The sequence below is a fragment of the Bordetella ansorpii genome (genome assembly GCF_900078315.1).
Lineage (GTDB): Bacteria > Pseudomonadota > Gammaproteobacteria > Burkholderiales > Burkholderiaceae_B > Bordetella > Bordetella ansorpii.
Map to the genome: position 1 here is coordinate 352,643 of NZ_FKBS01000029.1, position 23,654 is coordinate 376,296.

26 protein-coding genes and 1 pseudogene are annotated in these 23,654 nt (G+C 60.7%); 9 read left to right on the forward strand and 18 right to left on the reverse strand.

The window, feature by feature from the left end:
- Positions 1-11: 11 nt before the first annotated feature.
- Genes A7W11_RS23305 through A7W11_RS23325 form a run of 5 tightly spaced genes read right to left on the reverse strand, consistent with a single transcriptional unit; the run spans position 12 to position 4,186 of the window.
- Positions 12-281 carry a VirB3 family type IV secretion system protein gene (locus tag A7W11_RS23305; protein WP_066419934.1) on the reverse strand — a complete coding sequence of 90 codons (270 nt, stop codon included), beginning with the start codon at positions 279-281 and terminating at the stop codon, positions 12-14.
- Positions 278-664 (reverse strand): TrbC/VirB2 family type IV secretion system protein, encoded by a 387-nt coding sequence (locus A7W11_RS23310; protein WP_066419935.1) that lies wholly within the window; start codon positions 662-664, stop codon positions 278-280. The genes A7W11_RS23305 and A7W11_RS23310 overlap by 4 nt, the downstream gene beginning before the upstream one ends.
- Positions 661-1,710 carry a P-type conjugative transfer ATPase TrbB gene (gene trbB, locus A7W11_RS23315; protein ID WP_066419936.1) on the reverse strand — a complete coding sequence of 350 codons (1,050 nt, stop codon included), beginning with the start codon at positions 1,708-1,710 and terminating at the stop codon, positions 661-663. The genes A7W11_RS23310 and trbB overlap by 4 nt, the downstream gene beginning before the upstream one ends.
- A complete protein-coding gene (locus tag A7W11_RS23320; RefSeq protein ID WP_066419937.1) occupies positions 1,707-2,183 on the reverse strand; it encodes a CopG family transcriptional regulator in 477 nt (158 codons plus the stop codon). Before A7W11_RS23320 ends, trbB begins: the two co-directional genes overlap by 4 nt.
- Entirely contained in the window at positions 2,180-4,186 is a 2,007-nt protein-coding gene (locus tag A7W11_RS23325) for a conjugal transfer protein TraG (RefSeq protein WP_066419938.1), read from the reverse strand. Before A7W11_RS23325 ends, A7W11_RS23320 begins: the two co-directional genes overlap by 4 nt.
- A 35-nt stretch (positions 4,187-4,221) precedes the next feature.
- Between A7W11_RS23325 and A7W11_RS28170 the strand changes: the two genes are divergently transcribed.
- Positions 4,222-4,455: a hypothetical protein gene (locus A7W11_RS28170; RefSeq protein WP_156523214.1), complete on the forward strand. Its 234-nt coding sequence runs from the start codon at positions 4,222-4,224 to the stop codon at positions 4,453-4,455.
- On the opposite strand, the gene A7W11_RS23330 is transcribed toward A7W11_RS28170, so the two are convergent.
- Genes A7W11_RS23330 through acuI form a run of 3 tightly spaced genes read right to left on the reverse strand, consistent with a single transcriptional unit; the run spans position 4,422 to position 6,659 of the window.
- Positions 4,422-4,688, reverse strand: coding sequence for an EexN family lipoprotein (locus tag A7W11_RS23330; protein ID WP_173678843.1), 267 nt, complete (start codon positions 4,686-4,688; stop codon positions 4,422-4,424). The two genes, A7W11_RS28170 and A7W11_RS23330, sit on opposite strands and share 34 nt — an antisense overlap.
- Before the next feature lie 2 nt (positions 4,689-4,690).
- Complete coding sequence (locus A7W11_RS23335; RefSeq protein ID WP_066419941.1) at positions 4,691-5,635, reverse strand: LysR family transcriptional regulator; 945 nt, start codon at positions 5,633-5,635, stop codon at positions 4,691-4,693.
- Positions 5,636-5,672: 37 nt separating this feature from the next.
- On the reverse strand, positions 5,673-6,659 hold the full coding sequence (gene acuI / locus A7W11_RS23340; protein WP_066419943.1) for an acrylyl-CoA reductase (NADPH): 987 nt from the start codon (positions 6,657-6,659) through the stop codon (positions 5,673-5,675).
- 164 nt (positions 6,660-6,823) lie between these two features.
- On the opposite strand from acuI, the gene A7W11_RS23345 reads away from it, so the two are divergent.
- The 3 genes from A7W11_RS23345 to A7W11_RS23355 all read left to right on the forward strand — a co-directional run bounded on the left by A7W11_RS23345 (position 6,824) and on the right by A7W11_RS23355 (position 10,567).
- Complete coding sequence (locus A7W11_RS23345) at positions 6,824-8,317, forward strand: aldehyde dehydrogenase family protein (protein ID WP_066419948.1); 1,494 nt, start codon at positions 6,824-6,826, stop codon at positions 8,315-8,317.
- A gap of 64 nt (positions 8,318-8,381) precedes the next feature.
- Complete coding sequence (locus tag A7W11_RS23350; RefSeq protein ID WP_066419949.1) at positions 8,382-9,506, forward strand: alkene reductase; 1,125 nt, start codon at positions 8,382-8,384, stop codon at positions 9,504-9,506.
- 89 nt (positions 9,507-9,595) lie between these two features.
- Positions 9,596-10,567 (forward strand): LLM class oxidoreductase, encoded by a 972-nt coding sequence (locus A7W11_RS23355; RefSeq protein WP_007182536.1) that lies wholly within the window; start codon positions 9,596-9,598, stop codon positions 10,565-10,567.
- On the opposite strand, the pseudogene A7W11_RS29200 reads toward A7W11_RS23355, so the two are convergent.
- The 5 genes and pseudogenes from A7W11_RS29200 to A7W11_RS23380 form a co-directional block, all read right to left on the reverse strand.
- Positions 10,505-11,109, reverse strand: a pseudogene (locus tag A7W11_RS29200) (hypothetical protein). The gene A7W11_RS23355 and the pseudogene A7W11_RS29200 sit on opposite strands and share 63 nt — an antisense overlap.
- A gap of 247 nt (positions 11,110-11,356) precedes the next feature.
- Positions 11,357-11,659, reverse strand: coding sequence for a putative quinol monooxygenase (locus A7W11_RS23365; protein WP_066419950.1), 303 nt, complete (start codon positions 11,657-11,659; stop codon positions 11,357-11,359).
- 180 nt (positions 11,660-11,839) lie between these two features.
- The gene (locus A7W11_RS23370) at positions 11,840-12,430 is read right to left on the reverse strand and encodes a Dyp-type peroxidase (RefSeq protein WP_373421741.1); all 591 of its coding nucleotides are present in this window, start codon (positions 12,428-12,430) and stop codon (positions 11,840-11,842) included.
- Entirely contained in the window at positions 12,427-13,419 is a 993-nt protein-coding gene (locus A7W11_RS23375; RefSeq protein ID WP_218147639.1) for a zinc-dependent alcohol dehydrogenase family protein, read from the reverse strand. The genes A7W11_RS23370 and A7W11_RS23375 overlap by 4 nt, the downstream gene beginning before the upstream one ends.
- Before the next feature lie 9 nt (positions 13,420-13,428).
- Positions 13,429-14,433, reverse strand: coding sequence for a zinc-dependent alcohol dehydrogenase family protein (locus tag A7W11_RS23380; protein WP_066419951.1), 1,005 nt, complete (start codon positions 14,431-14,433; stop codon positions 13,429-13,431).
- Positions 14,434-14,553: 120 nt separating this feature from the next.
- Between A7W11_RS23380 and A7W11_RS23385 the strand changes: the two genes are divergently transcribed.
- Together A7W11_RS23385 and A7W11_RS23390 are read left to right on the forward strand one after the other, a co-directional pair.
- Positions 14,554-14,979 carry a winged helix-turn-helix transcriptional regulator gene (locus tag A7W11_RS23385; RefSeq protein WP_066419952.1) on the forward strand — a complete coding sequence of 142 codons (426 nt, stop codon included), beginning with the start codon at positions 14,554-14,556 and terminating at the stop codon, positions 14,977-14,979.
- Positions 14,980-15,093: 114 nt separating this feature from the next.
- Complete coding sequence (locus tag A7W11_RS23390) at positions 15,094-15,693, forward strand: LysR family transcriptional regulator (RefSeq protein WP_066419953.1); 600 nt, start codon at positions 15,094-15,096, stop codon at positions 15,691-15,693.
- Here A7W11_RS23390 and A7W11_RS23395 read toward each other — a convergent pair.
- The 5 genes from A7W11_RS23395 to A7W11_RS27660 all read right to left on the reverse strand — a co-directional run bounded on the left by A7W11_RS23395 (position 15,618) and on the right by A7W11_RS27660 (position 20,947).
- Complete coding sequence (locus tag A7W11_RS23395; protein WP_066419954.1) at positions 15,618-16,508, reverse strand: LysR family transcriptional regulator; 891 nt, start codon at positions 16,506-16,508, stop codon at positions 15,618-15,620. The two genes, A7W11_RS23390 and A7W11_RS23395, sit on opposite strands and share 76 nt — an antisense overlap.
- 274 nt (positions 16,509-16,782) lie before the next feature.
- Positions 16,783-17,935, reverse strand: a protein-coding gene (locus tag A7W11_RS23400) for an IS3 family transposase (protein WP_235816953.1) whose coding sequence is annotated in 2 segments (ribosomal slippage) — positions 16,783-17,689 and positions 17,688-17,935 — 1,155 coding nt in all. Because the reading frame shifts where the segments join, the coding sequence is not laid out codon by codon here.
- Between the two features lie 293 nt (positions 17,936-18,228).
- Positions 18,229-19,368: a glutathione-independent formaldehyde dehydrogenase gene (locus tag A7W11_RS23410; RefSeq protein WP_066419958.1), complete on the reverse strand. Its 1,140-nt coding sequence runs from the start codon at positions 19,366-19,368 to the stop codon at positions 18,229-18,231.
- 107 nt (positions 19,369-19,475) lie between these two features.
- A complete protein-coding gene (locus tag A7W11_RS23415; RefSeq protein ID WP_066419960.1) occupies positions 19,476-20,546 on the reverse strand; it encodes an IS3 family transposase in 1,071 nt (356 codons plus the stop codon).
- Complete coding sequence (locus A7W11_RS27660) at positions 20,543-20,947, reverse strand: transposase (protein ID WP_156523215.1); 405 nt, start codon at positions 20,945-20,947, stop codon at positions 20,543-20,545. Before A7W11_RS27660 ends, A7W11_RS23415 begins: the two co-directional genes overlap by 4 nt.
- Positions 20,948-21,540: 593 nt before the next feature.
- Here A7W11_RS27660 and frmR point away from each other — a divergent pair.
- The 3 genes from frmR to A7W11_RS23435 are packed head-to-tail and all read left to right on the forward strand — an operon-like array spanning position 21,541 to position 23,427.
- Complete coding sequence (gene frmR, locus A7W11_RS27670) at positions 21,541-21,816, forward strand: formaldehyde-responsive transcriptional repressor FrmR (protein WP_007182548.1); 276 nt, start codon at positions 21,541-21,543, stop codon at positions 21,814-21,816.
- Between the two features lie 59 nt (positions 21,817-21,875).
- Positions 21,876-22,985: an S-(hydroxymethyl)glutathione dehydrogenase/class III alcohol dehydrogenase gene (locus tag A7W11_RS23430; protein WP_023435204.1), complete on the forward strand. Its 1,110-nt coding sequence runs from the start codon at positions 21,876-21,878 to the stop codon at positions 22,983-22,985.
- A 43-nt stretch (positions 22,986-23,028) separates the two neighbouring features.
- Positions 23,029-23,427, forward strand: coding sequence for a VOC family protein (locus tag A7W11_RS23435; RefSeq protein ID WP_066419962.1), 399 nt, complete (start codon positions 23,029-23,031; stop codon positions 23,425-23,427).
- The last annotated feature ends 227 nt before the right edge of the window (positions 23,428-23,654 follow it).

Consider the following 23,654-nt stretch of genomic DNA (forward strand, 5'->3'; position numbering starts at 1 on the left):
TCGGCATCCCCCTATGCGTCCAGCAGCGGCTTGTGCTTGATGTGCCGGGCGAAGACCTGCATGAACTGCGGATCGACGCGCGCGCCCCAAACCGCCAGCGAATGGCCGGCGATCCACAGCACCACGCCGGGAATCCACAGTTGCAGGCCCAGCCCGACGGCGGCGGCCAGCGTACCGTTGGCTATCGCTACAGTGCGCGGCGCGCCGCCGAGCAGAATCGGCTCGGTCAGCGAGCGATGCAGCGGCACTTCAAAGCCCGGAAGATCAGTGGCCATGCTCATACGACGGCTCCGCCGGAGAAGCTGAAGAACGACAGAAAGAAGCTCGAAGCCGCGAAGGCGATGGACAGGCCGAAGACGATCTGGATCAGCTTGCGGAAGCCACCGCTGGTATCACCGAAGGCCAGCGCCAGGCCCGTCGCAATAATGATGATCACCGCGACGATGCGCGCCACCGGCCCCTGGATGGATTCGAGGATGGATTGCAGCGGGCCTTCCCACGGCATTGAGGAACCGGCGGCCTGGGCCGTACCGGCCAGGAACGGCAGCAGCGCGGCCAGCAGCAGCCCTTGCCCCGCAGGGCGGGCCAGGCTGCGCAGCCGTGCCAGGCTGGACAGGCGAGAAAGCGGGTTTACAGAAAGATGGAAAGCATCAACGTGCGTCATGGCAGTTCTCCAGAGGATTGGTCGAGGGACTGGGAAGGAACAGGCGGCAGCTCGGGAAACGACGTTCCCAGCGCATCCGCCAGGCGGTAGCCCGCGCCGTCGAAACCGACGACACGGGAAATGGTTTCGACGTGGCGCTTGCGGCCACGGCCTGCGATGTGGATGACGACGTTGACCGCCTCGGCGATCAGGGCGCGGGGCGGATTCACCGCCACTTCGAGGATCAGTTGCTCCAGGCGCAGCAGCGCGCCCAACGCGGAGCCGGCATGGAGGGTGGCGATGCCACCGGGGTGGCCGGTGCCCCAGACCTTCACCAGATCCAGCGCTTCGCCGCCGCGCACTTCGCCGACGATCACGCGATCCGGGCGCAGCCGCATCGTTGCGCGCACCAGTTCCTGCATCGACACCACGCCTGCGCGGGTGCGCAATGGCACATGGTCACGGGCCGCGCATTGCAGTTCGATGGTGTCTTCGAGCACCAGCACGCGGTCGCCGGTGGCGGCGATCTCGGCCAGCAAGGCATTGGCCAGCGTGGTTTTGCCGGTGCTGGTGCCTCCGGCGATCAGGATGTTGTGCCGCTCGCGCACGGCATGACGCAGAAACTCGGCCTGCCCAGCGGTCAGGATGCCATCGGCCACATAGCGATCTAGACCGATGATGCTCACGGCCCGCTTGCGCAGCGCAAAGGCCGGGCCGGGTGCGGCGGGCGGCAGGATGCCCTCGAAGCGCTCGCCGGTCTCCGGCAGTTCGGCAGTCAAGAGCGGCTGACCGCGATGCACCTCCGCACCGACATGGGCAGCGACCAGGCGGATGATGCGTTCGCCATTGGCCTCGGGCAGTTCGACGCCGAGCGGTGCACGTCCAGAAGACAGCCGATCCACCCACAATGTCCGGTCGGGGTTAAGCATCACTTCCACCACGTCCGGGTCTTCCAGCGCTGCGGCGATCACCGGCCCCATCGCCGTGCGCAGCATCTGGATGCGGCGATCCAGCGAAGTCGCGGCCGACGAACGCGGTTCGGGCGGCATCTGCGGAACGGCGCTCATGAGGCACGCTCCGCAGCACGTTCATGGGCTTCGGTCAGCACCGCCGCGTCGTCCATCCGCATGGGGTCTGGATGCAGTTCTTCCACCACGTCCCGCACCAGGCTGCGGCCACGCAGCAGGTGGCGGCCCAACTGTTCGACGAACTGCTCGAAGCGCGCCTTGCCCTGGGCGCGAGCTGCATCCTGATGGGCTTCGGGCACCGGCGTGCTGACGGTCAGGTAGTAGCGGATGAACAGCGCCAGCGTTTCGATCAGGATGTTCTGGTCGCGCTCCAGGCGCTCGGCCTGCCGCGACAGACGATCCAGTCGTTTGGCGATGGCGGCCTCGCGCTGGTCGCCCGCATCAGGCGACAGCCAGGACGCCAAAGCAGCGGCGACGATGCTGGACTTCGAGACGCCTTTCTTCGCGGCCAGCTCGTCCAGGCTTTTGGCGTGCTCGTGCTGGATGAACAGGTTCAATCGGTATTGGCTCATAGGTCGATTCCGTCGTTGGGGTTCAGCGATGCCAGCCGCGCCGTGCGTTGCACGGCGGGGTCGAGCTGGCTGGGAAGCACCGGGGGCATGTCGTCGTCATCGAGCAGCGACAGGTCGCTGGTCGTGGCATCCATCTCGGGGGCGTAGGCGATGGCTTCGGACAGTTCGGGCTGGCGGCGTGGGCCGCCGTCGTCGGTCGAACCCAAGGCCTCCAGGTCATCGGCGGATGCCGTGGCCAGTGCCGCAGGAACCGCAGGTATTGCCCGGCCGCTCCAGTCGTCAGTTCGTGCTGGCGGCACATCGGCATAGCGGCCAGCCGTCACCGCAGGCGGCGGCAACACCCGTTGCTTGAAATTGGCGTCGGCGAAGTAGCGCAGCTTCTTCGCCTTGATCGGCGGCAGGCTGGACACCATCACCACCGCTTCGTCTGGCGGAAGCTGCATCACTTCGCCGGGCGTCAGCAGTGGCCGCGCGGTTTCCTGGCGCGACACCATAAGGTGCCCGAGCCACGGTGCAAGCCGGTGGCCTGCGTAGTTGCGCTGGGCGCGCAACTCAGTGGCCGTGCCCAAGGTTTCGGAAATGCGTTTGGCCGTGCGTTCGTCGTTGGTGGCGAAGGTCACACGCACATGGCAGTTGTCCAGAATCGAATGGTTCTGGCCGTAGGCTTTGTCGATCTGGTTGAGCGACTGCGCGATCAGAAAGCTGCGGATGCCGTAGCCCGCCATGAACGCCAGCGCCGTCTCGAAGAAGTCCAGGCGGCCCAGCGCCGGGAACTCATCGAGCATCAACAGCAGCTTATGGCGGCGTTCGATGCCATCACTGCCATCCAGCGATTCGGTGAGCCGCCGGCCGATCTGGTTGAGGATCAGGCGGATGAGCGGTTTGGTGCGCGAAATGTCGGAAGGCGGCACCACCAGATAGAGCGATACCGGGTGCTTGGCGGAAATCAGGTCAGCGATGCGCCAGTCGCAGCGCGACGTGACTTCGGCCACGGTCGGATCGCGGTACAGGCCGAGGAAGGACATGGCCGTGGACAGCACGCCCGAGCGCTCGTTGTCCGACTTGTTGAGCACTTCGCGCGCGGCCGAAGCGACAACCGGATGCTGCGCATCTCCAAGATGCCGCGTAGTCATCATCCGGTGCAGCGTCAGCTCGAACGGGCTGGCCGGATCGCTGAGAAAGTTGGCGACGCCGCGCAGCGTCTTGTCTTCGCCCGCGTACAGCACATGCAGGATTGCCCCGACCAGCAGCGCGTGACTGGTTTTCTCCCAATGGTTGCGCTTCTCCAGCGCACCTTCGGGATCGACCAGGATGTCGGCGATGTTCTGCACGTCGCGCACTTCATGCGCGCCGCGCCTTACCTCCAGCAGCGGGTTGTAGGCCGCCGAACTGGCATCGGTCGGGTTGAACAGCAGGCAGTGGCTGAATCGGCTGCGCCAGCCAGCGGTGATCTGCCAGTTCTCGCCCTTGATGTCGTGGATGACGGCGGATGCCGGCCAGGACAGCAGCGTCGGCACCACCAGGCCCACGCCCTTGCCCGAGCGCGTGGGCGCAAAGGTCAGGACGTGTTCCGGCCCTTCGTGCCGCAGGTAGTGGCCGTCATGCTGACCGAGAAAGACGCCGGCAGGCTGCGTCAGCCCGGCCTTGCGAATGTCGGCAGCATCGGCCCAGCGTGCAGAGCCGTAGGTCGTCACTTTGCGCGCCTGGCGCGAGCGCCACACCGACACGGCGATGGCGACCGCTACGGCCAGCAAACCGCTGCCCGCCGCGATCATGCCGCCAGTGTCGAAGATCTGCGGCGCATAGGCGTCGAAGAAGAACCACCACTCGAACAGCTTCCATGGGTAATAGACCGGGGTACCGTGAAAGTCGAACCAGGGCGAGCCCAGGCGTAGCTGATAGCCCAATGCGGCGGCTGTCCATTGCGTGGCACCCCACACACCAGCGATCACGATGCCGAAGACGGCGGCGATCTGCCCGAACAACACACCTTGAGCCTGCATACCCTGGCCTCCGATTTCTCCTGCGCTGATTCCCCGTGGAGAACGCGGCACAAAGGCGTGCCGCAGGCGTCAGGATCGGTGCCGGTTCAGTGCCGGTCAAAGACTGTTATCGGCAGCAAGGTGATGCAAAAAGCATGGTTTCATGCAGGGACAAAGCCAATAAAAACGCCGCAGGCATGAGCGCGCTGCGGCGTATCGAGAAAGAAAAACAGGATATGCGGAAAGCCGCCAACGGTCAGAACTTCGGCGGTGTTTCCGATGGCGTGTAAGGCACCTTGCCGTCGCCGAAGAAGCGCTTGTTCGTCGCCTCCGCTACCCGGTTGCAGAGTACGTCGCCCATCGTCGGGCGCTCGGTTTTGCATTGGCGGCGCAGTTCCTTCAGGCGTGCCGGATCGGCGGCCAGTTCTTCGACGGTTGGCACATTGGCTTCCTGCTTCGGCTGCTCCGACGGGCCGCAGGCTGCCAGTGCAGTAACCAACAAGAACGGGGTAATCAGCTTCATGGTCATGGCTCGACTTCCTCTTGGGGGTCGGGTTCGAAGGGGTGCACGGCTCCGCCGCCTTCCGGTGATTCGAGTACCAGTACTCGTTCGATAAAGCGCAACAGCACATCGGAGGATTCACCTACTCGATGTAGTACATAGGTCGTGAGCAAAGGAGAACGCCCCGTTAACGCTCGTGCAATCACACCAGATTCACGGCGAGCCGCAATGTGCGGCGCTCCAGTAATTCCCAGAGCAAAGCCTGCTGATACCAGCGCCATCATCAAGTCGTAAGACGCCACACGCTCAGCAATCATCGGCTCCATGTCTGAGCAGCGCAGTACACGCTCAATCTGGCGGGCATGTCCTTCACACACATTCGGATCGCAGAGCACCAGCGGATAGCGCAGCACTTCTTCCAATGGGATACGCTTGTGTCTCAGCAGCGGGTGCCGTGCAGGCACTGCCACCATCAACGGATCACTCCACGCCGCCTCAGCCACGAGTCCATCACCAACGTCATCGGACTGCGCAAAGCCCACGTCGTACAGATCGTCGTGCAGTCCCTTGATCTGCTGCGACAGCGGCACCTCGAACAGCCGAATCTCGACCTCGGGCTCCTCCTGCCGACACAGCGCCAGCAAGGACGGCAGACGTGACGGCATGATGCCGTCGGACAGTGCAATGCGTAGCTGGCTATGAAAACCATTGGTAGCTGCCTTCACGCTGTCTCGCGCCTGCTGCAAGGCGGTGACAACACGCGGCACATGCTCCAGAAACAGTTTGCCAGCACGAGTCAGCCGCGTGCTGCGGCTAGTGCGGACGAACAACTGCTCACCCAGATCTTCCTCCAGTTCCTTGATGGTGCGCGACAGCGGCGACTGTTCAATATGCAGTCGCTCGGCAGCACGGGCAAAGTGCAGTTCTTCGGCAACCGCCAGGAAGCAGCGCAGGTGTCGAAACTCCATATTGTTCCTCTCTATTCGCTGGTTTATGCAGCGCTGCTCAGCGATTCACATCCACCACCAGACGTCCACGCACCTTGCCGGCGAGCAGATCCTCGGAGGCAGCGATGGCCTCGCCTAATCCAATTTCCTGAGTAATCGCATCGAGTTGGACGAGATCCAGATCTTTGACCAGTCGTGACCAGGCCTGGATGCGGTCGGCTTTCGGACGCGTCACGCTGTTGATCCCGAGCAGGCTGACGCCGCGTAGGATGAAGGGTGCTACTGTGGCCGGCAGATCCATGCCTTGGGCCAGGCCGCAAGCAGCCACGGCACCATCGGCGCGCAGACCAGCGCAGACGTTGGCCAGCGTGTGACTGCCGACTGAGTCGATTGCTGCTGCCCAGCGCTCGGCCTGCAGCGGCTTGCTGGGTTGCGAGAGGGTGGCGCGGTCGATGATGGTCTCTGCGCCCAAGGCTCGCAGATAGTCGGATTCCTGTGGCCGCCCCGTGGAGGCGACGACGTGATAGCCAAGGCGAGCCAGCAAAGCAATGGCGAAACTGCCGACGCCGCCGTTGGCACCAGTAACCAGCACCTCGCCGTGTTCCGGACGCAGGCCGTGACGCTCAAGCGCAAGCACGCACAGCATCGCGGTATAGCCGGCCGTACCGATGGCCATCGCCTGGCGTGCGTCCAATCCGTGCGGCAGCGGGATCAACCATTCGCCTTGCAGCCGGGCGCGTTGAGCCAAGCCGCCCCAGTGCTTTTCGCCCACGCCCCAGCCATTGAGTAACACTGCATCGCCGGTACTGAAATCGGGGTCGTCGCTGTGCAGCACGGTACCAGCCAGATCTATGCCTGGCACCATCGGGAAATGACGAACCACGGCTCCGCCCTGGCCGGTGATGGCAAGAGCATCCTTGTAGTTGAGCGTGCTCCATTGCACTTCTACCGTTACGTTGCCTAAGGGCAATACGGCCCCGTCCAGCGTACTCAAGTTGGCGTGGTAACCGGAATCGTCTTTATCAATGAGGATGGCGTTGAACATATGTAGCTCCTTATCGGATGGGAAATCGGATTAGCGGGGCAAGACTGCGAGCTCAGTTGTGCACGCTGCACGGCACATGGAATCCATCAATTTAGATATTGACATATCCCGATATTTAGCTATGATAGCCATGTCACCCACCCAAGTCAAAAGAGTTCATCGCGTTGACACACAACCAAACCACTTCAAACCATGCCCCTGACAGCCACTACGGTCATTTCATCGACAACCAATGGGTTGACGGTGAAAGTGGCGAGACCATCGACAGTACCAACCCGGCCACCGGTGCATTCCTCACCAAGATCCCGCGTGGCACGGCTGGAGACGTAGATCGTGCTGTCCAGGCGGCTGCCCGCGCATTCAAGTCCTGGGGCAAGACTTCTCCGGCTGAGCGTGCCAACGCGCTGCTGAAGATTGCTGATCTGCTCGAAGCCGATGCTGAGCGTTTCGTGGCGTTTGAGAGCATGGATGTCGGCAAGCCGGTCCGTGAGGCCCGGGTGGATGTGCCGCTGGCTATCGACCATTTCCGCTACTTCGCCGGTGCGATACGCAGCCATTCGGATGAAGCTTCCATGCTTGACCACCAAACGATGAGTCTGACGCTGAGCGAACCACTCGGCGTGGTCGGCCAAGTCATCCCCTGGAACTTCCCGCTGCTGATGGCTGCCTGGAAGATTGCCACAGCGATTGCTATGGGCAACACGGTGGTGATCAAGCCATCAGAGATGACGCCAGTCACGATTTTGGAACTGGCAAAGATCTTCGCCAAGGTGCTTCCAGCCGGCGTGGTCAACGTCGTTACTGGCCTGGGAACGGAAGTTGGCCAGGCGATTCTCGATCGTCCCCAGGTCGCCAAGCTCGCCTTCACCGGCTCGACGCGTATCGGTGAAGTCGTGGCTGCTGCGGCAGCCAAGAGGATCATTCCGGCTACGCTGGAACTGGGCGGCAAGTCGGCCAACATCATCTTTCCTGATGCCAATTGGGATCGGGCTGTCGAGGCGGCTGCTCTTGGCATTCTGTGGAACCAGGGCGAAGTATGTGAGTCCGGTTCCCGCTTGTTCGTGCACGAGTCGATCTATGAGCGCTTCGTCGGCGAACTCAAGGAGCGCTTTGAAAAGGTTCGCGTTGGCAATCCGCTCGACCCCAACACGCAGATGGGTGCCCAGGTCAGCCAGATCCAGACCGACCGCATCATGGGCTACATCGAGCTGGCCAAAGAAGAAGGCGCTCGCATCCTCACTGGTGGTGAGCGACTGACTGGCGGTGAATACGATGCTGGCTTCTTCATCAAGCCGACGATCATCGTCGATGTGCGCAACGACATGCGCATCGCCCAAGAGGAGATCTTCGGGCCGGTCGTCACCGTGCTGCCGTTCAACGACGAGGACGAAGTGGTGGCGCTGGCCAATGCTTCCGACTACGGCCTGGCTGGTGCTGTCTGGACTCAGGACATCAACCGTGCAATCCGTGTGGCACGGGCCATCGAAACTGGCCGTATGTGGCTCAACACCTATCATGACATTCCGGCCCACGCCCCGTTCGGCGGCTACAAGAAGTCCGGTCTCGGCCGCGAGACTCACAAGTCCATGTTGGACGCGTACAGCGAGAAGAAGAACATCTACATCAGCCTGAACGAAGCACCGTTCGGCGTGTTTTGAGTTCGATTCATCGCCAAAATTTTGCCAAATAACATCGAGATTTCTGGATATTTGGGAGTGTTAAATGAATAGAGAGATACTGTTTGAAAGCACGCAGCTGGGGCCTTACACCCTGAAAAACCGGATCGTGCTCCCGCCGTTGACCCGCTCGCGCAGTTCCCAGCCGGGCAACATTCCGAACGACCTGATGGCCGACTACTACCGTCAGCGGGCCGGGGCGGGCTTCATGGTCACCGAAGGCACGCAGATCGAGCCGCGTGGCCAGGGGTATGCCTGGACGCCCGGTATGCACAGCCCGGAACAGGTTGAAGGCTGGCGCAAGATCACGGCAGCGGTGCATGCCGAAGGCAGCATCATATTCGCGCAGCTCTGGCACGTGGGGCGGGTTTCGCATCACTCGCTGCAGCCGGGTGGTGAGGCACCCGTCGCGCCGTCGGCGATTGCCGCTGAAAACGTCAAGGTCTTCATTGAAACCGGTCCGGGCCAAGGCGCGCTCACAGAACCCTCGGTGCCGCGTGCGCTGACAACTGCCGAAGTGAAAGAGTTGGTACAGCTCTACGCCCAGGCGGCCCGCAATGCACTCGATGCGGGCTTCGATGGTGTCGAACTCCACTGCGCCAACGGCTACCTCGTCAACCAGTTTATTTCCGCGCACACCAATCGGCGCACCGATGAATACGGTGGCCCCCTGCAAAACCGTCTGCGCTTCCTGCGCGAGGTGGTACAGGCCGTTGCTGATGTGGTCGGCAAGGAACGGCTCGGAGTGCGATTTGCCCCGCTGTTCGCCAGCACCGAAGAAGACCGCGTCTATCTGGGGCTGGTGGAGGAAGATCCCCATGAAACCTATATCGAGGCCATCAAGGTTCTCGAACAGGTCGGGATTGCCTATGTCTCGCTTGCCGAGGCCGATTGGGACAATGCGCCAGAGCTGCCCGAGACCTTCCGAAATGATGTGCGCAGCAACTTCAGCGGCAAGATCCTTTATGCCGGTAAATACACCGTGGAGCGCGGTGTGCGCGTGGTCAAGGCGGGCTGGGGCGATCTGATCGCGTTCGGCCGTCCCTTCATCGCCAACCCGGATCTGCCTGAGCGCATCGCCCAGGGCTGGCCGCTCAACGCAGTAGATCCAGCGACGATGTATGGCGGCACTGACAAGGGATACACCGACTACCCCTCTTACCGGCCATAAGGCAGTACTGGCCGCGTTCGCAGCTTCGGACGCGGCCAGTGGCGCTGCGCGCGTGCGATGGAAACCTTGAGACCCAGAGGAGCCTGACAATGTATCAGCCAAGTACAACCCCTTATCAACAGCACCAAGGGTTCGGTCGAACCTTCAAGGCCGGCCACCTGAGCCTGGGGCTGTTTTTCCCCATCGAGGCCTTCCAGGGCGATACGCCGACGATGTCCAACCAGGTCGAATTGGCCCGTCGTGCGGAAGCGCTGGGCTTCTCCGCACTCTGGTTCCGGGACGTACCGTTGCGCGACCCCAGCTTCGGCGATGTGGGCCAGGTTTTTGATCCCTGGGTCTATCTGGGCTTCATCGCAGCACATACGTCGACGATTGCACTGGGGACTGCGTCGATAGCGATCCCGCTGCGCAATCCGCTGCACACGGCCAAGGCGGCTGCGAGCGTGGACCAGTTGAGCGGCGGCCGCTTCCTTATGGGTGTCGCCTCGGGTGACAGACCTGTGGAGTTCCCTGCATTTGATGTCGACCCGGATCAGCGGGGCGACATTTTCCGGGAGCACCTGGAAGTGATCCGCAATGCTCAGCGCACCAGCTTCGAGCCGCTGCAATGGAGTAGTGGCCGATTGGAGAGTGCGGACCTGATTCCGAAGCCGACTACGAACGAGATTCCATTTTTCGTGACGGGCAACAGTCGCCAGTCCATAGAGTGGATCGCGCGGGAGAGTTCCGGGTGGATCACCTATCCACGGGCACCGCAGTTGCAGAAGACAATGGTGGCGAACTGGCGGGAGGCCGTCAGAGCCCAGTCCGGGGACACTTACAAACCCTTCCTCCAGTCGCTTTACATCGACCTGGATGTGCGTCCGGACGCACCGCCGGTGCCAATCCATCTGGGCTACCGGCTGGGGCGAAATCATCTGCTGACGCTATTGGAGTCACTTGAGTCGATTGGCGTCGATCATGTAATTCTCAATCTCAAGTATGGCCATCGTCCGGCATCAGAAGTCATTGATGAACTTGGCTCTTATATCGTGCCCCGGTTTACCGCGCACTCTCCATGAGTTTGCAAGAGACCAACTCGTCACCCACAGATGCCTGGAGTAGCCGATGAAGTAGGTGCCATATTCGCCCTGGCCGGGGCGGCCGAAGGGCATGTTGTCGCGCAGATGTCGTGCTCGGTGCCGTCGTCGTCCACGATCGTGGCGAGGGTCTTGTGCGATTTCTGGCCGCTCGTCGCGTCGGGCAATTCGACATTGCTGACGATCTCTCGGCCGATGATCCGCTCTTGCTCGTCCTTGGCGAGCCGAGCCCACGGCTGCATTTGGTGCAGATACTTCTGCACCATTTCATGAATGAACCAGTGCTGGCCGGTGAGGTTTGCCCGGGAGTAGTCGTCGAGGAAGCAGGAAGCGTGAAAATACATGCTGCCGTTCGGCGTCATGCAGCAATTCTTCGGCTGGAACGGCAGGTAGCGCCGGCCGTGGATGCGCACGTGCGTGTAATCGATGGCGTCGCGGAACAACAGCGATGCCATGGCGATTTCGCCTGCGGTGAGGGGGCGCCAGCGCTGCGCATGCAGGCGGCGAACAGGTACGGCACCCATCGGTTCTTTTGCAAAGTTAAGAGGCTTGGCAAACTTAACTTAGATTGCTCGGATACCGTTTTGAACAGCTCCTTCGAGAGCATGACCGCGTCAAAGACGCCTTTCATCAAAAGTGTTGCGGCCGACCACTATCGACCCGTAAGCAGTTCTTGCCGATTCCATGAAGCGGTCGTTCAACGCTCGCGCCAAGCTACGACTCGCTGGCGCCGCCAGTGAGCCGTCGACTTGAGCGACTTGTCGGGCTTGCTCAGCCCGGCAGCTTTGCCGCAAGAACGTCAACCTTTTCGATGGACGGCGGCTGGGCGAATAACTCACCCGCTTTTTCCATGAGCGCGGCCGCGACTTCGCCGGAAAGATGAGCTTGCCGCCCAGCCTCATCTGGAAACGCGTCAAAGATGCCAAAGGTTGACGGCCCCAGGCGGATGCCGAACCAAGCTGTAGTAGCTGGCTCTGCCTGAACGAGGGGAAGACCACTTAACAGAAAGCTTTCTACGTCTTTCTCCTTACCTGGCTTGGCTTCAAGACGAACGAACAACGCGAGTTTGACCATGACATATCTCCTGTTATTAAACAGACAGCAATTCACGCATTTTCCATCGAGCCGAATGCAATGATGACCGGACCGCCACCACTTGCGGCGAAGCGGCTTTCTTCACGTGCCCGAAAGCAGTTCGCTAGCAAGGACCGATACCGATTGAATGCGCAGCCAATACCGGATGGTAAGAGCGTTTCAGTATAGTACCTGGCGATGTTGCTCACAGGGCAAGCAAGAAATATTGGTAGAGACAGCAGCAGTTCGTTTCGGTTGCTTGCAGTTGGATCGCAGGTGTGCAGACTGCCACAACAGTACCACCAAGTAGCTGCCGCCGGCGAACGCCTGATTTTCACTGCCGACCAGCGTCGAGGCGCCGATGTCGTGCCCGGTCGGGTTGGCCGTGCCATCGACAAAGCCAAGCAGGTCGCGGGAGTCGAAGTAGCGAAAACCGACCACCTCGTCGGCCATCGTCACGCTGCTGCCCAGTTGGTCCAGCAGCAGGCGCTCGAATTCAAAACAGAGGTCCTCGCGTTCGGCACGGATGTGAAAGAACAGGTCGCCGGGCGTGGCAGGCGCGGTGTGCTTGGCACCCTCGATGGGCACGAAGGGCCGTAGTTCCTTCGGGCGCTTCCCGGTCTGGAAACGGTCCCATAGCGCCGAATTCGTCCTGCCGGCGTTTCCGTCGAACTGATCATCAACAGCGATCGCCCCGTCCAGTAATGCTGTCGGACGGGGCGAAGTCTTGCCGCGCTTCCACGCTGAGCAAATACGTTGCAGCGCTCTCAAACTGTCATCACGATCTTGCCGAACTGCTGGTTCGATTCGAGGTATTCGTGCGCTGCCACGACGTCACTCAGCGAGAAGACCCTGTCCACGAGCGGCCGGAGGATACCGGCTTCGATTCCTGCCGAGATAAAAGTCCGGACGCGCTGCAGCGCTGCTGCATCCTCGGTCACTTCCGTGTACACGAAACCACGCACAGAAAGACTGCGCTTCAAAGCCAGCTTCAGCGGAAACGGCGTCGCATCGGGACTGAGTGCGCCGTGCACGACAATCGTTCCGCGCTTGGCCATGGCCCCTGCGAGCTGGTTCACTTGCGGACCGCCGACCGCGTCGAACGCGCACTGGATCCCGTACGGCGCCAGTTCACGCAGGCGGCTCTCCAACGGCTCGTCTGACGTGCTGATGACGGCTTCGGCTCCAGCGGCCAACAGTGCATCGCGCTTTGTGCTGGTCAGTGTCACCGCGATGGGCCGCGCACCCACCTGGCGTGCAACCTGTACCGCAGCCAAGCCTACGCTGCTTGATGCAGCGGTGATGGCAATCCAGTCTCCTTTGCCAAGTCCTCCGGCCTCCACGAGACCGCCGTATGCGGTCAGATAGGCCATCCACAGGCCAGCTCCCTCCACCGCGGACAAGCCGGCCGGTTGCGGGACAAGGTGGGTAGCGGGAATCAACGCATGCTCGGCATAGGTGCCATATCTGCCGAGCTCGAACCCGGGCAGGACGCCGACCATGTCGCCAACCGCGAATCCTTGCACCGACGGGCCAAGAGCAGCGATCATGCCAACCGCCTCGAAGCCCAGCATGGATGGCAGTTGCGCCGTCTCGAGATACTGGCCCATGCGGAACATCTTGTCCGCCCGATTCAAGCCGATCGCCTGCACCTCGATAAGTACTTCGCCATCTGCGGCCTCAGGGACGCTGCGCTGCTCCAACCGCAATACACCCGGGCCGCCAAGTTCATGAAATCGAACCACCTGCGACATGGTCATACCCATCCTTCAGGAAGCGACGTCGATCACGATCTTGCCAAGGGCCTTGCCGGCCTCCTGAGCGTCATGCGCGGCATGCGCGTCGGCCAAAGTGTAGCGCCGTTCGTCGACCAAGGGTTTCAGTTTGCCCTGCTCCGCCAGGCGGGTCGCCTCGCGCAGGATGTCGCCATGGTGGGCTCGTCCTTCACCGCTCAACATGGGGAGCAGCACGAAGATACCGGACAATGTCACGCAGCGCAGTGAGCCTGGCGCCAGATTGTGCTCCGCGAAAGCGTAGCAGCTGAGAACGTGTCCATAAGGCCTGGCAGCAACAAGTGAGTCGTCCAGCGTCTGTCCGCCGACGGTGTCATAGACCACGTCGAAGCCAACGCCATTTGCATACTTCGCGACGTAGTCCACGACCTTGGCGTCGCGATAATCGATGGGCGTAGCGCCGTAGCCTTTGATGACGGCGTGCTTAGCCGCCGAGGCAGTCGCATACACGTCGGCGCCGAGCGCACGGGCGATCTGCACTGCCACGTGACCAACACCACCCGCGCCGCCCTGGATCAGCACGCGCTGGCCAGCATGTACGCCGGCACGGTCGACCAGACCTTCCCAAGCGGTCAGAAACACCAGCGGCAACGCAGCCGCTTCGCGCATACTAAGGTTCTTTGGCTTCGGTGCCAACAGGCGAGCGTCGACGGCCGCATATTCGGCGAGCGTTCCCGGAATGCCACGCACGCCGCCAGCCAATCCGTACACCTCGTCGCCGACCTTGAAGTCGCTCACGTCTTCACCGACCTCGACGACCGTGCCCGCCAGATCGGTGCCGAGAATCGCAGGCAGTTCGGGCATGGCATACGGCGCTGCACCGGTGCGGATCTTGTAGTCGATCGGATTGACGCCGCTGGCAGCGATCTGTACCAGCACTTCGCCCGCTTTCGGTGCTGGCCGGGTCACCTGGGTATCGATGAATTTGCCGTCGGCGTAGTCGTTCAGGACGAGTGCGCGCATGGTGGCTTGGGTAGTCATGTATTGGTTCCTTGTGAATGCGGCCCTTGGGGGCAAACTGAATGTGGGGGTAATATTGATCCATAAGGTCCAGCCTGTAAATTAGGCACTTTTTAGGATCATAGGCACCTATAGGTAACCATGGCTTCCACCGTTCGTCATCCCCCCGATCCACTGGTCATCAGTGAAACCTGTCCACCGCGGCGTATCCACATGCTATTGACGCCCAAATGGACGTCCATGGTGATCTATGTCCTTAGTTTCGGTCCGATACGGACTGGCCAGTTACAGCGCAGCATGCCGGGAATTTCGAAGAAGATGCTCACCCAGACCTTGCGCGAGCTCGAAGCCGACCAGCTGTTGTCGAGGAAGGTGCACCAGGTGGTTCCACCCGCAGTCGAATATTCGCTGACGGAGCTTGGACAGAAGTTCGTCGAGCCTTTGCTGGCACTTTACGATTGGGCCGAAGCCAATTCCGTACTGCTCGATACGGTAGAACGCAACAGAGCAGCTTCCGGCCAAGCCGAGATCGTCGAAGATGAAAGCGAAGCCTTGCCGCTTTCCTGAATCGCCGAGCTGATTGTTGTATTCGACGATAACAATTCGGACTCTATAATCGGCTTTTGCCGGCGCCTGGCCGCACGCGGCCAGGCCGTACCCACTACCAAGAAAGATGTGTCGATGGAGCTGCTTCAATCGATGCGCCTGTTTTCCAGGCTTGCTGAACTCCAGAGTTTTACGAAGGTCGCTGAAGCGCTGCAGATGGGCCGCCCCCAAGTGACGCTGGCCATCAATCAATTGGAAGCATCGCTCGGCGTGCGTCTGTTCCAGCGCACGACGCGCAAGGTGAGCCTCACAGCGGAGGGTGAGGCGTTTCTGGTCAGGGTCGCAGGGATTCTGGGCGAGGTCGATGAAGCGGTGACCATGTTCCGCGCGCCGGGCGACATCGTGCGCGGGCGTCTCCGGATCGATATTCCTTCCGCCCTGGCGGTGGAATCCTTCATGGATTCATTGCAGAGGTTCCGCAACGCCTATCCGGGGATCTCGATGATGTTGGGTGTGAGCGATCGATCCGTAGATCTGGTTGGCGAAGACGTCGATTGCGCGCTGCGCATCGGAGATTTGCCAAACTCCAGCCTGGTCGCCCGACGACGCGGCGCGCTGGTAATGATCACCTGTGCCTCTCCCGAGCCTGCCAGGCTCCGTCAACCGTCCGAAGAGTCGCGAAGGCGAACGATAAATCGCTCCACCGAAGCCGATAAATTGCCGCCGTCGGGCTGAAGCAGGTAGGTGGTGATCACGGCAGAATCCATCGCCAAGGGGCGGATCACCACATCCGGCCGTTGGGAGATGGGAATCTTGGTCGCCGTCATGAAGCCGATGCCGTAGCCGGCGCCGACCAACGTGAGCATCATGTTCAGCGAGGACACTTCCTCGACAACTTTCAGCTTGTGCTCCAACGTGTTGAGCAGCCGCTTGAGTTCGCGGCAATAGCCCTCGCATACCTGCGGGTCGCACAGGACAAGTGGATGGCCTTGAAGTTCTTGAAGTGGCACCTCCTTGTAGGTGAGCAATGAGTGACGAGCTGGCACCGCAATCACCAGCGGGTCGTGCCAGATTGGTTCGGCAGCGATACCGTCGCCGACATCGCCCGTGTGCGCGAACCCGATCATGAAGTCGCCCGAACGCAAGCCACGCACTTGCTCTGCCAGAAGCACTTCTGACAAGCGTATTTCGATCTCCGGCTCCTCGGCGCGGCAACGAGCCAGAAATGCCGACAGCCGTGGATCGATAGCCCCATCTGATACAGCGATGCGCAGGCTACCGCGCAAGCCCGATGCCACAGCCTTGGCATTTTCACGAGCCTGTTCCAGCACTGTGAATAGACGGCGAACATCTTGCAAGAAGACCGCGCCCGCCGCCGTTAGAACTGTTCCTCGTCGGTTTCGGTCGAAGAGCACTACGCCCAACTCGTCCTCAAGTTCCTTGATGGCTCGTGATAGCGGTGGTTGTTCGATATGCAGGCGCTCAGCCGCCCGCGTGAAATGTAGCTCCTCAGCAAGAACTACGAAGCAGCGAAGATGGCGCAGCTCCATAGGCCACCCTCCCGTTCCGACTTATCCAACACTGTGCTATCTCCCTATAGAAGGGACTGCCATTCTGGCGGCGACGAGTTCGGCCACATCATTGGAAACTTCTGGCTGAAGGGTCTACCCCATTTCCACGGACGATTTGAAAAGGGCTGAAAACTTCAGATCTTGCCTGGCGACTCTACGACGCATTCTCGGGTTGTGAGACCGCTCGATGTAATCGAATAGATCTGCTCGTGCTTCATCGCGAGTTCGATACGACTGAATCGCCCCAGCTGTCCTAGACACTCTCCAAGCTCTGGAAATAGCGCTTTTCAAACTCCACTGGCGATAGCTGCATAGCGCTGCTGTGCCGGCGCTTGGGGTTATAGAACATCTCGATGTAATCGAACACAGCACTGCGGGCTTCTTCGCGGGTTCCGTAGGTTTTCCGTCGGATGCGTTCCCGCTTCAGCAACTGGAAAAAGCTTTCCGCGACCGCGTTGTCGTGACAGTTACCGCGTCGACTCATGCTGCTGATCAGGTTGTTGGCCTTGAGGAAACTCTGCCAGTCCGAGCTGCTGAACTGGCTGCCCTGGTCGGAATGGATCATCACCTCCTGCTTGGGCTTGCGCCGCCACACAGCCATCAGCAACGCATCAATGGCCAGGTCGCTGCACATCCGAGGCTTCATCGACCAGCCGATCACTTGGCGAGAAAACAAATCCAGAACCACTGCCAAGTACAACAACCAGCCCTCATACGTGCGGATGTAAGTGATGTCGGTGACCCAGACCTTGTTCGGTTCACTGACATTGAACTGCCGCTCTAGACGGTTGGGCGAGGCCACTGGCGGCTTGCCACCGTAGTACCCGGGGCGCCGGCGATAACCGGTCTGCGAGCGCAGCCCCTCTCTCCTCATCAGGCGAGCCACACGGTGCCGGCCACAGGGCTCGCCCAGCTCACGCAGGTCGTCGTGGATCTTGCGGTAGCCGTAGACCCCGCCGCTTTCCAACCAGGCATGCTTGATCAATCCGAGCAGGCGTTGATCTTCCTTGGCGCGTACCGATTTCGGCTCGACCAGCCAGGCGTAGTAACCGCTGGGATGCACCTTGAGGGTCTGCAGAGACGCCGCACCGGGTACTCCACCGACAGTTTGCTGATGAAGGCGTACTTCAGCCTGACTCCTTGGCAAAGTACGCGGCGGCCTTTTTTAGAATGTCTCGCTCTTCGGTCACCCGCTTGAGTTCCGCGCGCAAGCGACGCAGCTCAGCCTGCTGATCATCTACCTGCTGCCGCTGTACTTGGGGTTTGCTGTAGCGCTTTACCCAGGCGTACAGACTGTGCGCGGACACGCCTAGACGCTCTGCTACATCGGCAACGCGCAAGCCGCGTTCAGTGATGTGCTTGACCGCTTCAATCTTGAATTCTTCAGGGTAACGCTGGTTGCTCATGGCACCTCCTGTTGGGCCTCATTATGAGGCTTGGAGGTGTCTACGAAACTAGGGGCGATTCAGGTCGACGATCTCCCCACCCGGAAAGCGCAGCGGGTCGACCATCGAAGTCAGTACGCTTACCATTTTTCCCTTGATCATCTTGCGCAACAACCGCGCTCGCATTTCGAGCGGACGACAGGTGGTATGTGGTCGGCAAATACATAGCGGCCATACTGTAAGCGCGAGTAGGCGGGTCTTTAGGCTGACGCCCGGCGATATCGTCAGGGCGTCAGATCCATACAGCCGTTCGATCAGGCTGCCGGCTTCAGAATGACCTTTGTCCAACCCTCATCTCGCGCATCGAAATGCTTGTACGCATCGGGCCCTTCCGCCAATTTCAGGCTGTGAGAGATGATCTGCGAAGGCTTGGCGCGGTCGTGATGGATCAGCTCCGCAAGCCTGCGGTTATAGGCTTTGACGTTGGCTTGCCCGGTGCGTATCTGCTGGCCCTTGAACCAGAACGCGCCGAAATCGAAGGCCATTTTGCCTTCCTTCGCCAGTTCATTTTTCGCGCCCGGATCCTGAGGAACAAACACCCCGACGACGCCGATGCCACCCGTGGCCTTGGTGGAAGCTACCAGGTTGTTCATCGTCAGGTGATTGACCTCATGGCCGTGTTTGTCACAGCACTGGTACCCCACACACTCACAACCTCGATCAGTGCCTTTGCCGTGAGTCAGGTTGAGGATCTGATCAACCGCCTCTTTCTCCAGGGAGTTGATTGGCGTGGCCCCCATCTGCGCGGCCAATTTCAATCGATCCGGATGGTTGTCGACCACGAACACTTGCGAGGCGCCTTTGATCATCGCGGCATGAGCTGCCATCAGGCCCACTGGCCCTGCACCGTAAATGGCGATGCTTTCACCCGGCATCAAGCCAGCCAGTTCAGTGGCATGCCATCCGGTGGGGAATATGTCTGACAGCATGACGTAGTCGTTTTCTTTCTCTTGCGCATCCTCTGGCAGCACCAGGCAATTGAAGTCCGCATATGGCACACGCAGCAGTTCTGCTTGACCACCCTGGTATGAGCCCATATCGGCAAACCCGTAAGCAGCACCAGCACTGCCGGGGTTGGCCGTGAGGCAGAAACCGGTCAAACCTTTTTCACAGTTTTCGCAGAAACCGCAGCCGATATTAAATGGCAAACAGACGCGATCACCTACCTTGATGCGATCTACGCCGGCGCCGACTTCGATGACTTCCCCGAGGTTCTCGTGACCGAAAACACGTCCCGCCTCCATTGAGGTGCGGCCCTCGTACATATGCAGGTCAGAGCCGCAGATATTGGTAGTGGTGATGCGCACTACGGCGTCGGTAGGTTTTTCGATCTTGGCGTCTGGGACATTTTGCACGCTGACGTCGCGTGGCCCGTTGTAAACGATGGCTTTCATTAGACCCTCCCGTTCAAGCGACAATGAGGTGGTTTCGTCTGCTTATGAGATATATGTTTAGTTCTACGAACGGTGGCTGTCAAGCTAGTTGTCGCGTCTAGGGATAATCAGGCCGCCCGCCTGATGGGTTCTTCGATCACGGAACTGCCTGCCGAGTCCTTGTCTGGGTTCAGGTGCACCACGTCAACGCGTGACCAGTTCCGTAGGGGCCCGGACCAGCGATGTGGCGCGCGCCGGTGTGCCGCCTCGTAGACGGCGCGACGCTGTGCCAGTAAGGCGGCATCCAGGCCGCTGTGGCGCTGCTCGGGCGTCACGAAGCGGATCGCGCCATGACGATGCTCGGTGTTGTACCAGCGTACGAACCGGCCAACCCAAGTGCGGGCCTGTTGCAGGCTGGCGAAGGGCTTGCGAGGATATTGTGGTCGATATTTCAGGGTGCGGAACAGCGCCTCCGAGTACGGGTTGTCATCACTCACCGCCGGTCGGCTGAACGAAGGTGAGACGCCCAGCTCGCGCAGCGTCGCCAGCATGATCGCGCCTCTCGTCGGGCCGCCGTTATCGCTGTGCAGTACCAGCTGCCCTGGTTCGATGCCCTCGTGCAAGCAGATGTCGCGCACGATGTCACTGGCATGCCTGCCATCCTCGGTGTCGTAGACCTGCCAACCGACGATCTTGCGACTGAACAGGTCCAGAAATAGGTACAGATAGTAGAAGCGCCCCTTGATGACGGTGGGCATATCGGTGATGTCCCAGCTGTAGAGCTCGTTGGGCGCACGCGCTGTCACGCCGCGGGGCTTAGGCTGCGGATTCGGCGGTCGTTGCCGGCCACGATGGGTCAGCTGCCCGGCGCTGCGCAGCAGCCGATACATCGTCGATTCACTGGCAAGGTACTGGCCCTGGTCAGCCAGGCGCGGCACGATTGGAGAAGGCGGCAGGTGGCCGTACTCCTCGCTGTTGAGCACCGACAGTATCCGTTGACGCTCTAGGTCACTGAAGCCGTTGGCAGGCCTCTGGACACGGTGCGGTCGCTGATCTCCGCGGCAAGGCGTACGCCTCCAGCGCTGCACGGTTCGCAGGCTCAGGCCGAGAGTCCTGCAGGCGCGTGCCACGCGTGCGCCGGTCGCCACCGCCTCATCGATCATGGACAGCACCGTCTGGCGCTGTGAGAGCGAGGTCATTTGTCCTCGTCCTCCCACAGCGCCTGGTACTTTTTTTGCAATACCGGCAGCGCTGCGGCCTCGGACAGAGCCTTCTCCTTGCGGTTCAGCTCTCGCTGAAGATTCGCCAGCTCACTCTTCAGTTTACGCAGCTCGCCGGCGTCAGCCGCCGGCTTGGCGGGCGTAGTGAATTCCGCCTTCCAAGCCTGAAGCTGATGGGCGAATATCCCGCGCTCACGACACCAGGCGTTGAGCTCCTCCGGCGCAAGATCGTTGGTGTCTAGCAAGGCTTGCAGACGGTGCTCGGCCGTCCGTTCCTGCGGGCGCTTCTCGCCATCGGCAGGTCGATGTAGGTGGGCTATCTTGGGATTCCGTAACCAATTTCGCACGCTATGGTACGGCACGTTCAATTCTGCAGCCATCTACGCAATCGTACGGTTGCCACGAGTCAGCATCTTGCGGACCGCTTCTTCCTTGAAGACCTGGGTGTAACTGGTCGAGTTCATCGCTTTATTCAAAAACTGAGGCGACAACTAGCCTGACACGGGGGGGCGAACGTATGTTCCACAAATCGAGCTATGACCAGACGAGTGGTGATGCCGTCGCCCGCGCGTGGCGGCCCTTGAATTTGCAGCTCGTGACGAACTTAGACAGTTGAACGCCATAGGGTCACGGACGACGGGCTGCCGGAAGCCCAGGGCCAGCGCTACGTGCTGCCGGGCGGCGCGTTCTTCGAGATCCGCGATGGCAAGATCGCTCGTGTCACCAACTACTACAATCTCGGCGACTGGATCGCACAGGTTGGAGGGGACGCCTGAAATGACCAGCGACGTGCAGGTGCTGGTTCGTCGTGGTCCGGACATTGCCGAATGGTTCGATGCCGTGGCAGGCCTGCGGGCGAGCGTCTTCCGCAGCTTTCCTTACCTGTACACAGAATTTGTGGCGAAGTTCGGCCGCATATACTATGGGGGAGCATTGTATAATGCGGTGGTGTACCCAAGTAGAGAGGTGTTCGATGCCACACAGTCCGGAAGAAAAGAAGCAAGCACTGACGCGCATCCGGCGCATCAAAGGTCAGGTAGCGACTCTTGAGCAAGCGCTTGATGCAGGTGCGGAATGCCCTGCAATTCTTCAGCAGCTTGCGGCCGTTCGTGGGGCAGTCAACGGATTGATGGCAACCGTTCTGGAGAGCTATCTGCGGGAAGAATTTCCCAGTAGCGAAATCAGGAGCGATTCGCAGAACAAGTCCATTGACGAGACCATCTCTATCGTCCGCTCCTATCTGCGATAGAGGCACCAGGGTGCCCTCGGTGAGGGCAAATTTAGTTAGCTAGTAAAGGAAGCGACATCATGAAATCACGTGCAGCAGTTGCCTTCGGGCCAGGAAAGCCGCTGGAAATCGTCGAGATCGACGTCGAGCCGCCGCGCAAGGGCGAGGTGCTCATCAAGATCACGAATACCGGCGTTTGCCATACCGACGCCTTCACCCTGTCGGGCGACGACCCCGAAGGTCTCTTCCCGGTCGTGCTGGGTCATGAAGGTGCGGGTATCGTCGTGGAGGTGGGTGAAGGTGTGACCAGCGTGAAGCCTGGCGATCACGTCATTCCGCTCTACACCGCCGAATGCGGCGAGTGCCTGTTCTGCAAGTCCGGCAAGACCAACCTGTGTGTCGCGGTTCGCGCAACCCAGGGCAAGGGGCTGATGCCCGATGGTACGACTCGCTTCTCGTACAACGGTCAGCCGCTTTACCACTACATGGGCTGCTCGACCTTCAGCGAATACACGGTCGTCGCCGAAGTCTCGCTGGCCAAGATCAACCCGGACGCCAACCCCGAGCACGTCTGCCTACTGGGCTGCGGCGTGACCACCGGCATCGGCGCCGTGCACAACACGGCCAAGGTACAGCCCGGCGACTCGGTGGCCATCTTCGGTCTCGGCGGCATCGGTCTCGCTGCGATTCAAGGTGCACGCCAGGCCAAAGCGGGCCGCATCATCGCCATCGATACCAATCCGGCGAAGTTCGAACTGGCTCGTACCTTCGGCGCGACCGAATGTCTCAACCCGAAGGACTTCGACAAGCCGATTCACGAGGTTCTGATCGAGATGACCGGCTGGGGTGTCGATCACACCTTCGAGTGCATCGGCAACGTCGACGTGATGCGTTCGGCACTGGAAGCTGCCCACCGCGGCTGGGGCCAGTCGATCGTCATCGGCGTGGCTGGTGCTGGCAAGGAAATTTCGACCCGCCCGTTCCAGTTGGTCACCGGTCGCACCTGGAAGGGTTCGGCTTTCGGTGGGGTCAAGGGCCGCACTCAGCTTCCCGGCATGGTGGAAGACGCAATGAAAGGCGAGATCGATCTCGCCCCGTTCGTCACCCACACCATGGGCCTCGACGACATCAACAAGGCCTTCGACCTGATGCATGAAGGCAAGTCGATTCGCACGGTGATCCACTACTGATCACTCACTATCCATTCAACACCAGCCACCAAGGAAATTAACCATGTCCAATCCTGTCATTTCCGGCGACGGCATCTTCTCGCACGTCTTCGTCGGCGCCGCCGACGTCCAGAAGTCGACCGCGTTCTATGACGCCGCTCTGGGTGCTCTCGGCATCAAGAACCTCGGTCCTTTCGGCAACGGATGGGTGCTTTTCGGTCGCGAAAAGCCGGCTTTCATCATCGCCCGTCCGGGCAATGGTGAAGCGCCTTCCAGCAACGGCGTGACGGTCGGCTTTGCGGCCGCCACTCCCGCCGAAGTGGATGCCTTCCACGCCGCCGGCCTTGCCGCAGGCGGCACCGACGAGGGCCAGCCTGGCGCACGTGGTCACCTGCCGGGTGCCTATGCGGCCTATCTGCGTGATCCGGCGGGCAACAAGGTCTGCTCGTACACCTTCGTCTGAAAGCAAGGAAGCTGAGGGCGTTCTGAAAGGGTCAGCACAAGTCTCTATACGGCGAGCCTATTAGACGGACCGTGTAGAGCGGTGCCTGCTCATGAAGATCGGCCCGCAGCCATGTGCGAAACGCATGGCTGCGGGCATTTGCTTTGAAGCGTGTTTTTCAACCAATGAGAAATGAGGTCGTTATGCAAGAGCCGGCCAACATCAATACGACGACCGTACAACCCGCC

Coding starts and splice junctions, on each gene's coding strand:
- acuI (WP_066419943.1), bottom strand. CDS start 6,659: ATGTTCAACGCCATCCTCATTGATAAAGACGATTCCGGTTACCACGCC.
- A7W11_RS23410 (WP_066419958.1), bottom strand. CDS start 19,368: ATGAAAGCCATCGTTTACAACGGGCCACGCGACGTCAGCGTGCAAAAT.
- A7W11_RS23330 (WP_173678843.1), bottom strand. CDS start 4,688: ATGAAGCTGATTACCCCGTTCTTGTTGGTTACTGCACTGGCAGCCTGC.
- A7W11_RS23350 (WP_066419949.1), top strand. CDS start 8,382: ATGAATAGAGAGATACTGTTTGAAAGCACGCAGCTGGGGCCTTACACC.
- A7W11_RS23335 (WP_066419941.1), bottom strand. CDS start 5,635: ATGGAGTTTCGACACCTGCGCTGCTTCCTGGCGGTTGCCGAAGAACTG.
- A7W11_RS23320 (WP_066419937.1), bottom strand. CDS start 2,183: ATGAGCCAATACCGATTGAACCTGTTCATCCAGCACGAGCACGCCAAA.
- A7W11_RS23365 (WP_066419950.1), bottom strand. CDS start 11,659: ATGGTCAAACTCGCGTTGTTCGTTCGTCTTGAAGCCAAGCCAGGTAAG.
- A7W11_RS23385 (WP_066419952.1), top strand. CDS start 14,554: ATGGCTTCCACCGTTCGTCATCCCCCCGATCCACTGGTCATCAGTGAA.
- A7W11_RS23395 (WP_066419954.1), bottom strand. CDS start 16,508: ATGGAGCTGCGCCATCTTCGCTGCTTCGTAGTTCTTGCTGAGGAGCTA.
- A7W11_RS23380 (WP_066419951.1), bottom strand. CDS start 14,433: ATGACTACCCAAGCCACCATGCGCGCACTCGTCCTGAACGACTACGCC.
- trbB (WP_066419936.1), bottom strand. CDS start 1,710: ATGAGCGCCGTTCCGCAGATGCCGCCCGAACCGCGTTCGTCGGCCGCG.
- A7W11_RS27660 (WP_156523215.1), bottom strand. CDS start 20,947: ATGGCTGCAGAATTGAACGTGCCGTACCATAGCGTGCGAAATTGGTTA.
- A7W11_RS23305 (WP_066419934.1), bottom strand. CDS start 281: ATGAGCATGGCCACTGATCTTCCGGGCTTTGAAGTGCCGCTGCATCGC.
- A7W11_RS23390 (WP_066419953.1), top strand. CDS start 15,094: ATGGAGCTGCTTCAATCGATGCGCCTGTTTTCCAGGCTTGCTGAACTC.
- A7W11_RS23325 (WP_066419938.1), bottom strand. CDS start 4,186: ATGCAGGCTCAAGGTGTGTTGTTCGGGCAGATCGCCGCCGTCTTCGGC.
- A7W11_RS23430 (WP_023435204.1), top strand. CDS start 21,876: ATGAAATCACGTGCAGCAGTTGCCTTCGGGCCAGGAAAGCCGCTGGAA.
- A7W11_RS23415 (WP_066419960.1), bottom strand. CDS start 20,546: ATGACCTCGCTCTCACAGCGCCAGACGGTGCTGTCCATGATCGATGAG.
- frmR (WP_007182548.1), top strand. CDS start 21,541: ATGCCACACAGTCCGGAAGAAAAGAAGCAAGCACTGACGCGCATCCGG.
- A7W11_RS23310 (WP_066419935.1), bottom strand. CDS start 664: ATGACGCACGTTGATGCTTTCCATCTTTCTGTAAACCCGCTTTCTCGC.
- A7W11_RS23375 (WP_218147639.1), bottom strand. CDS start 13,419: ATGACCATGTCGCAGGTGGTTCGATTTCATGAACTTGGCGGCCCGGGT.
- A7W11_RS23435 (WP_066419962.1), top strand. CDS start 23,029: ATGTCCAATCCTGTCATTTCCGGCGACGGCATCTTCTCGCACGTCTTC.
- A7W11_RS23355 (WP_007182536.1), top strand. CDS start 9,596: ATGTATCAGCCAAGTACAACCCCTTATCAACAGCACCAAGGGTTCGGT.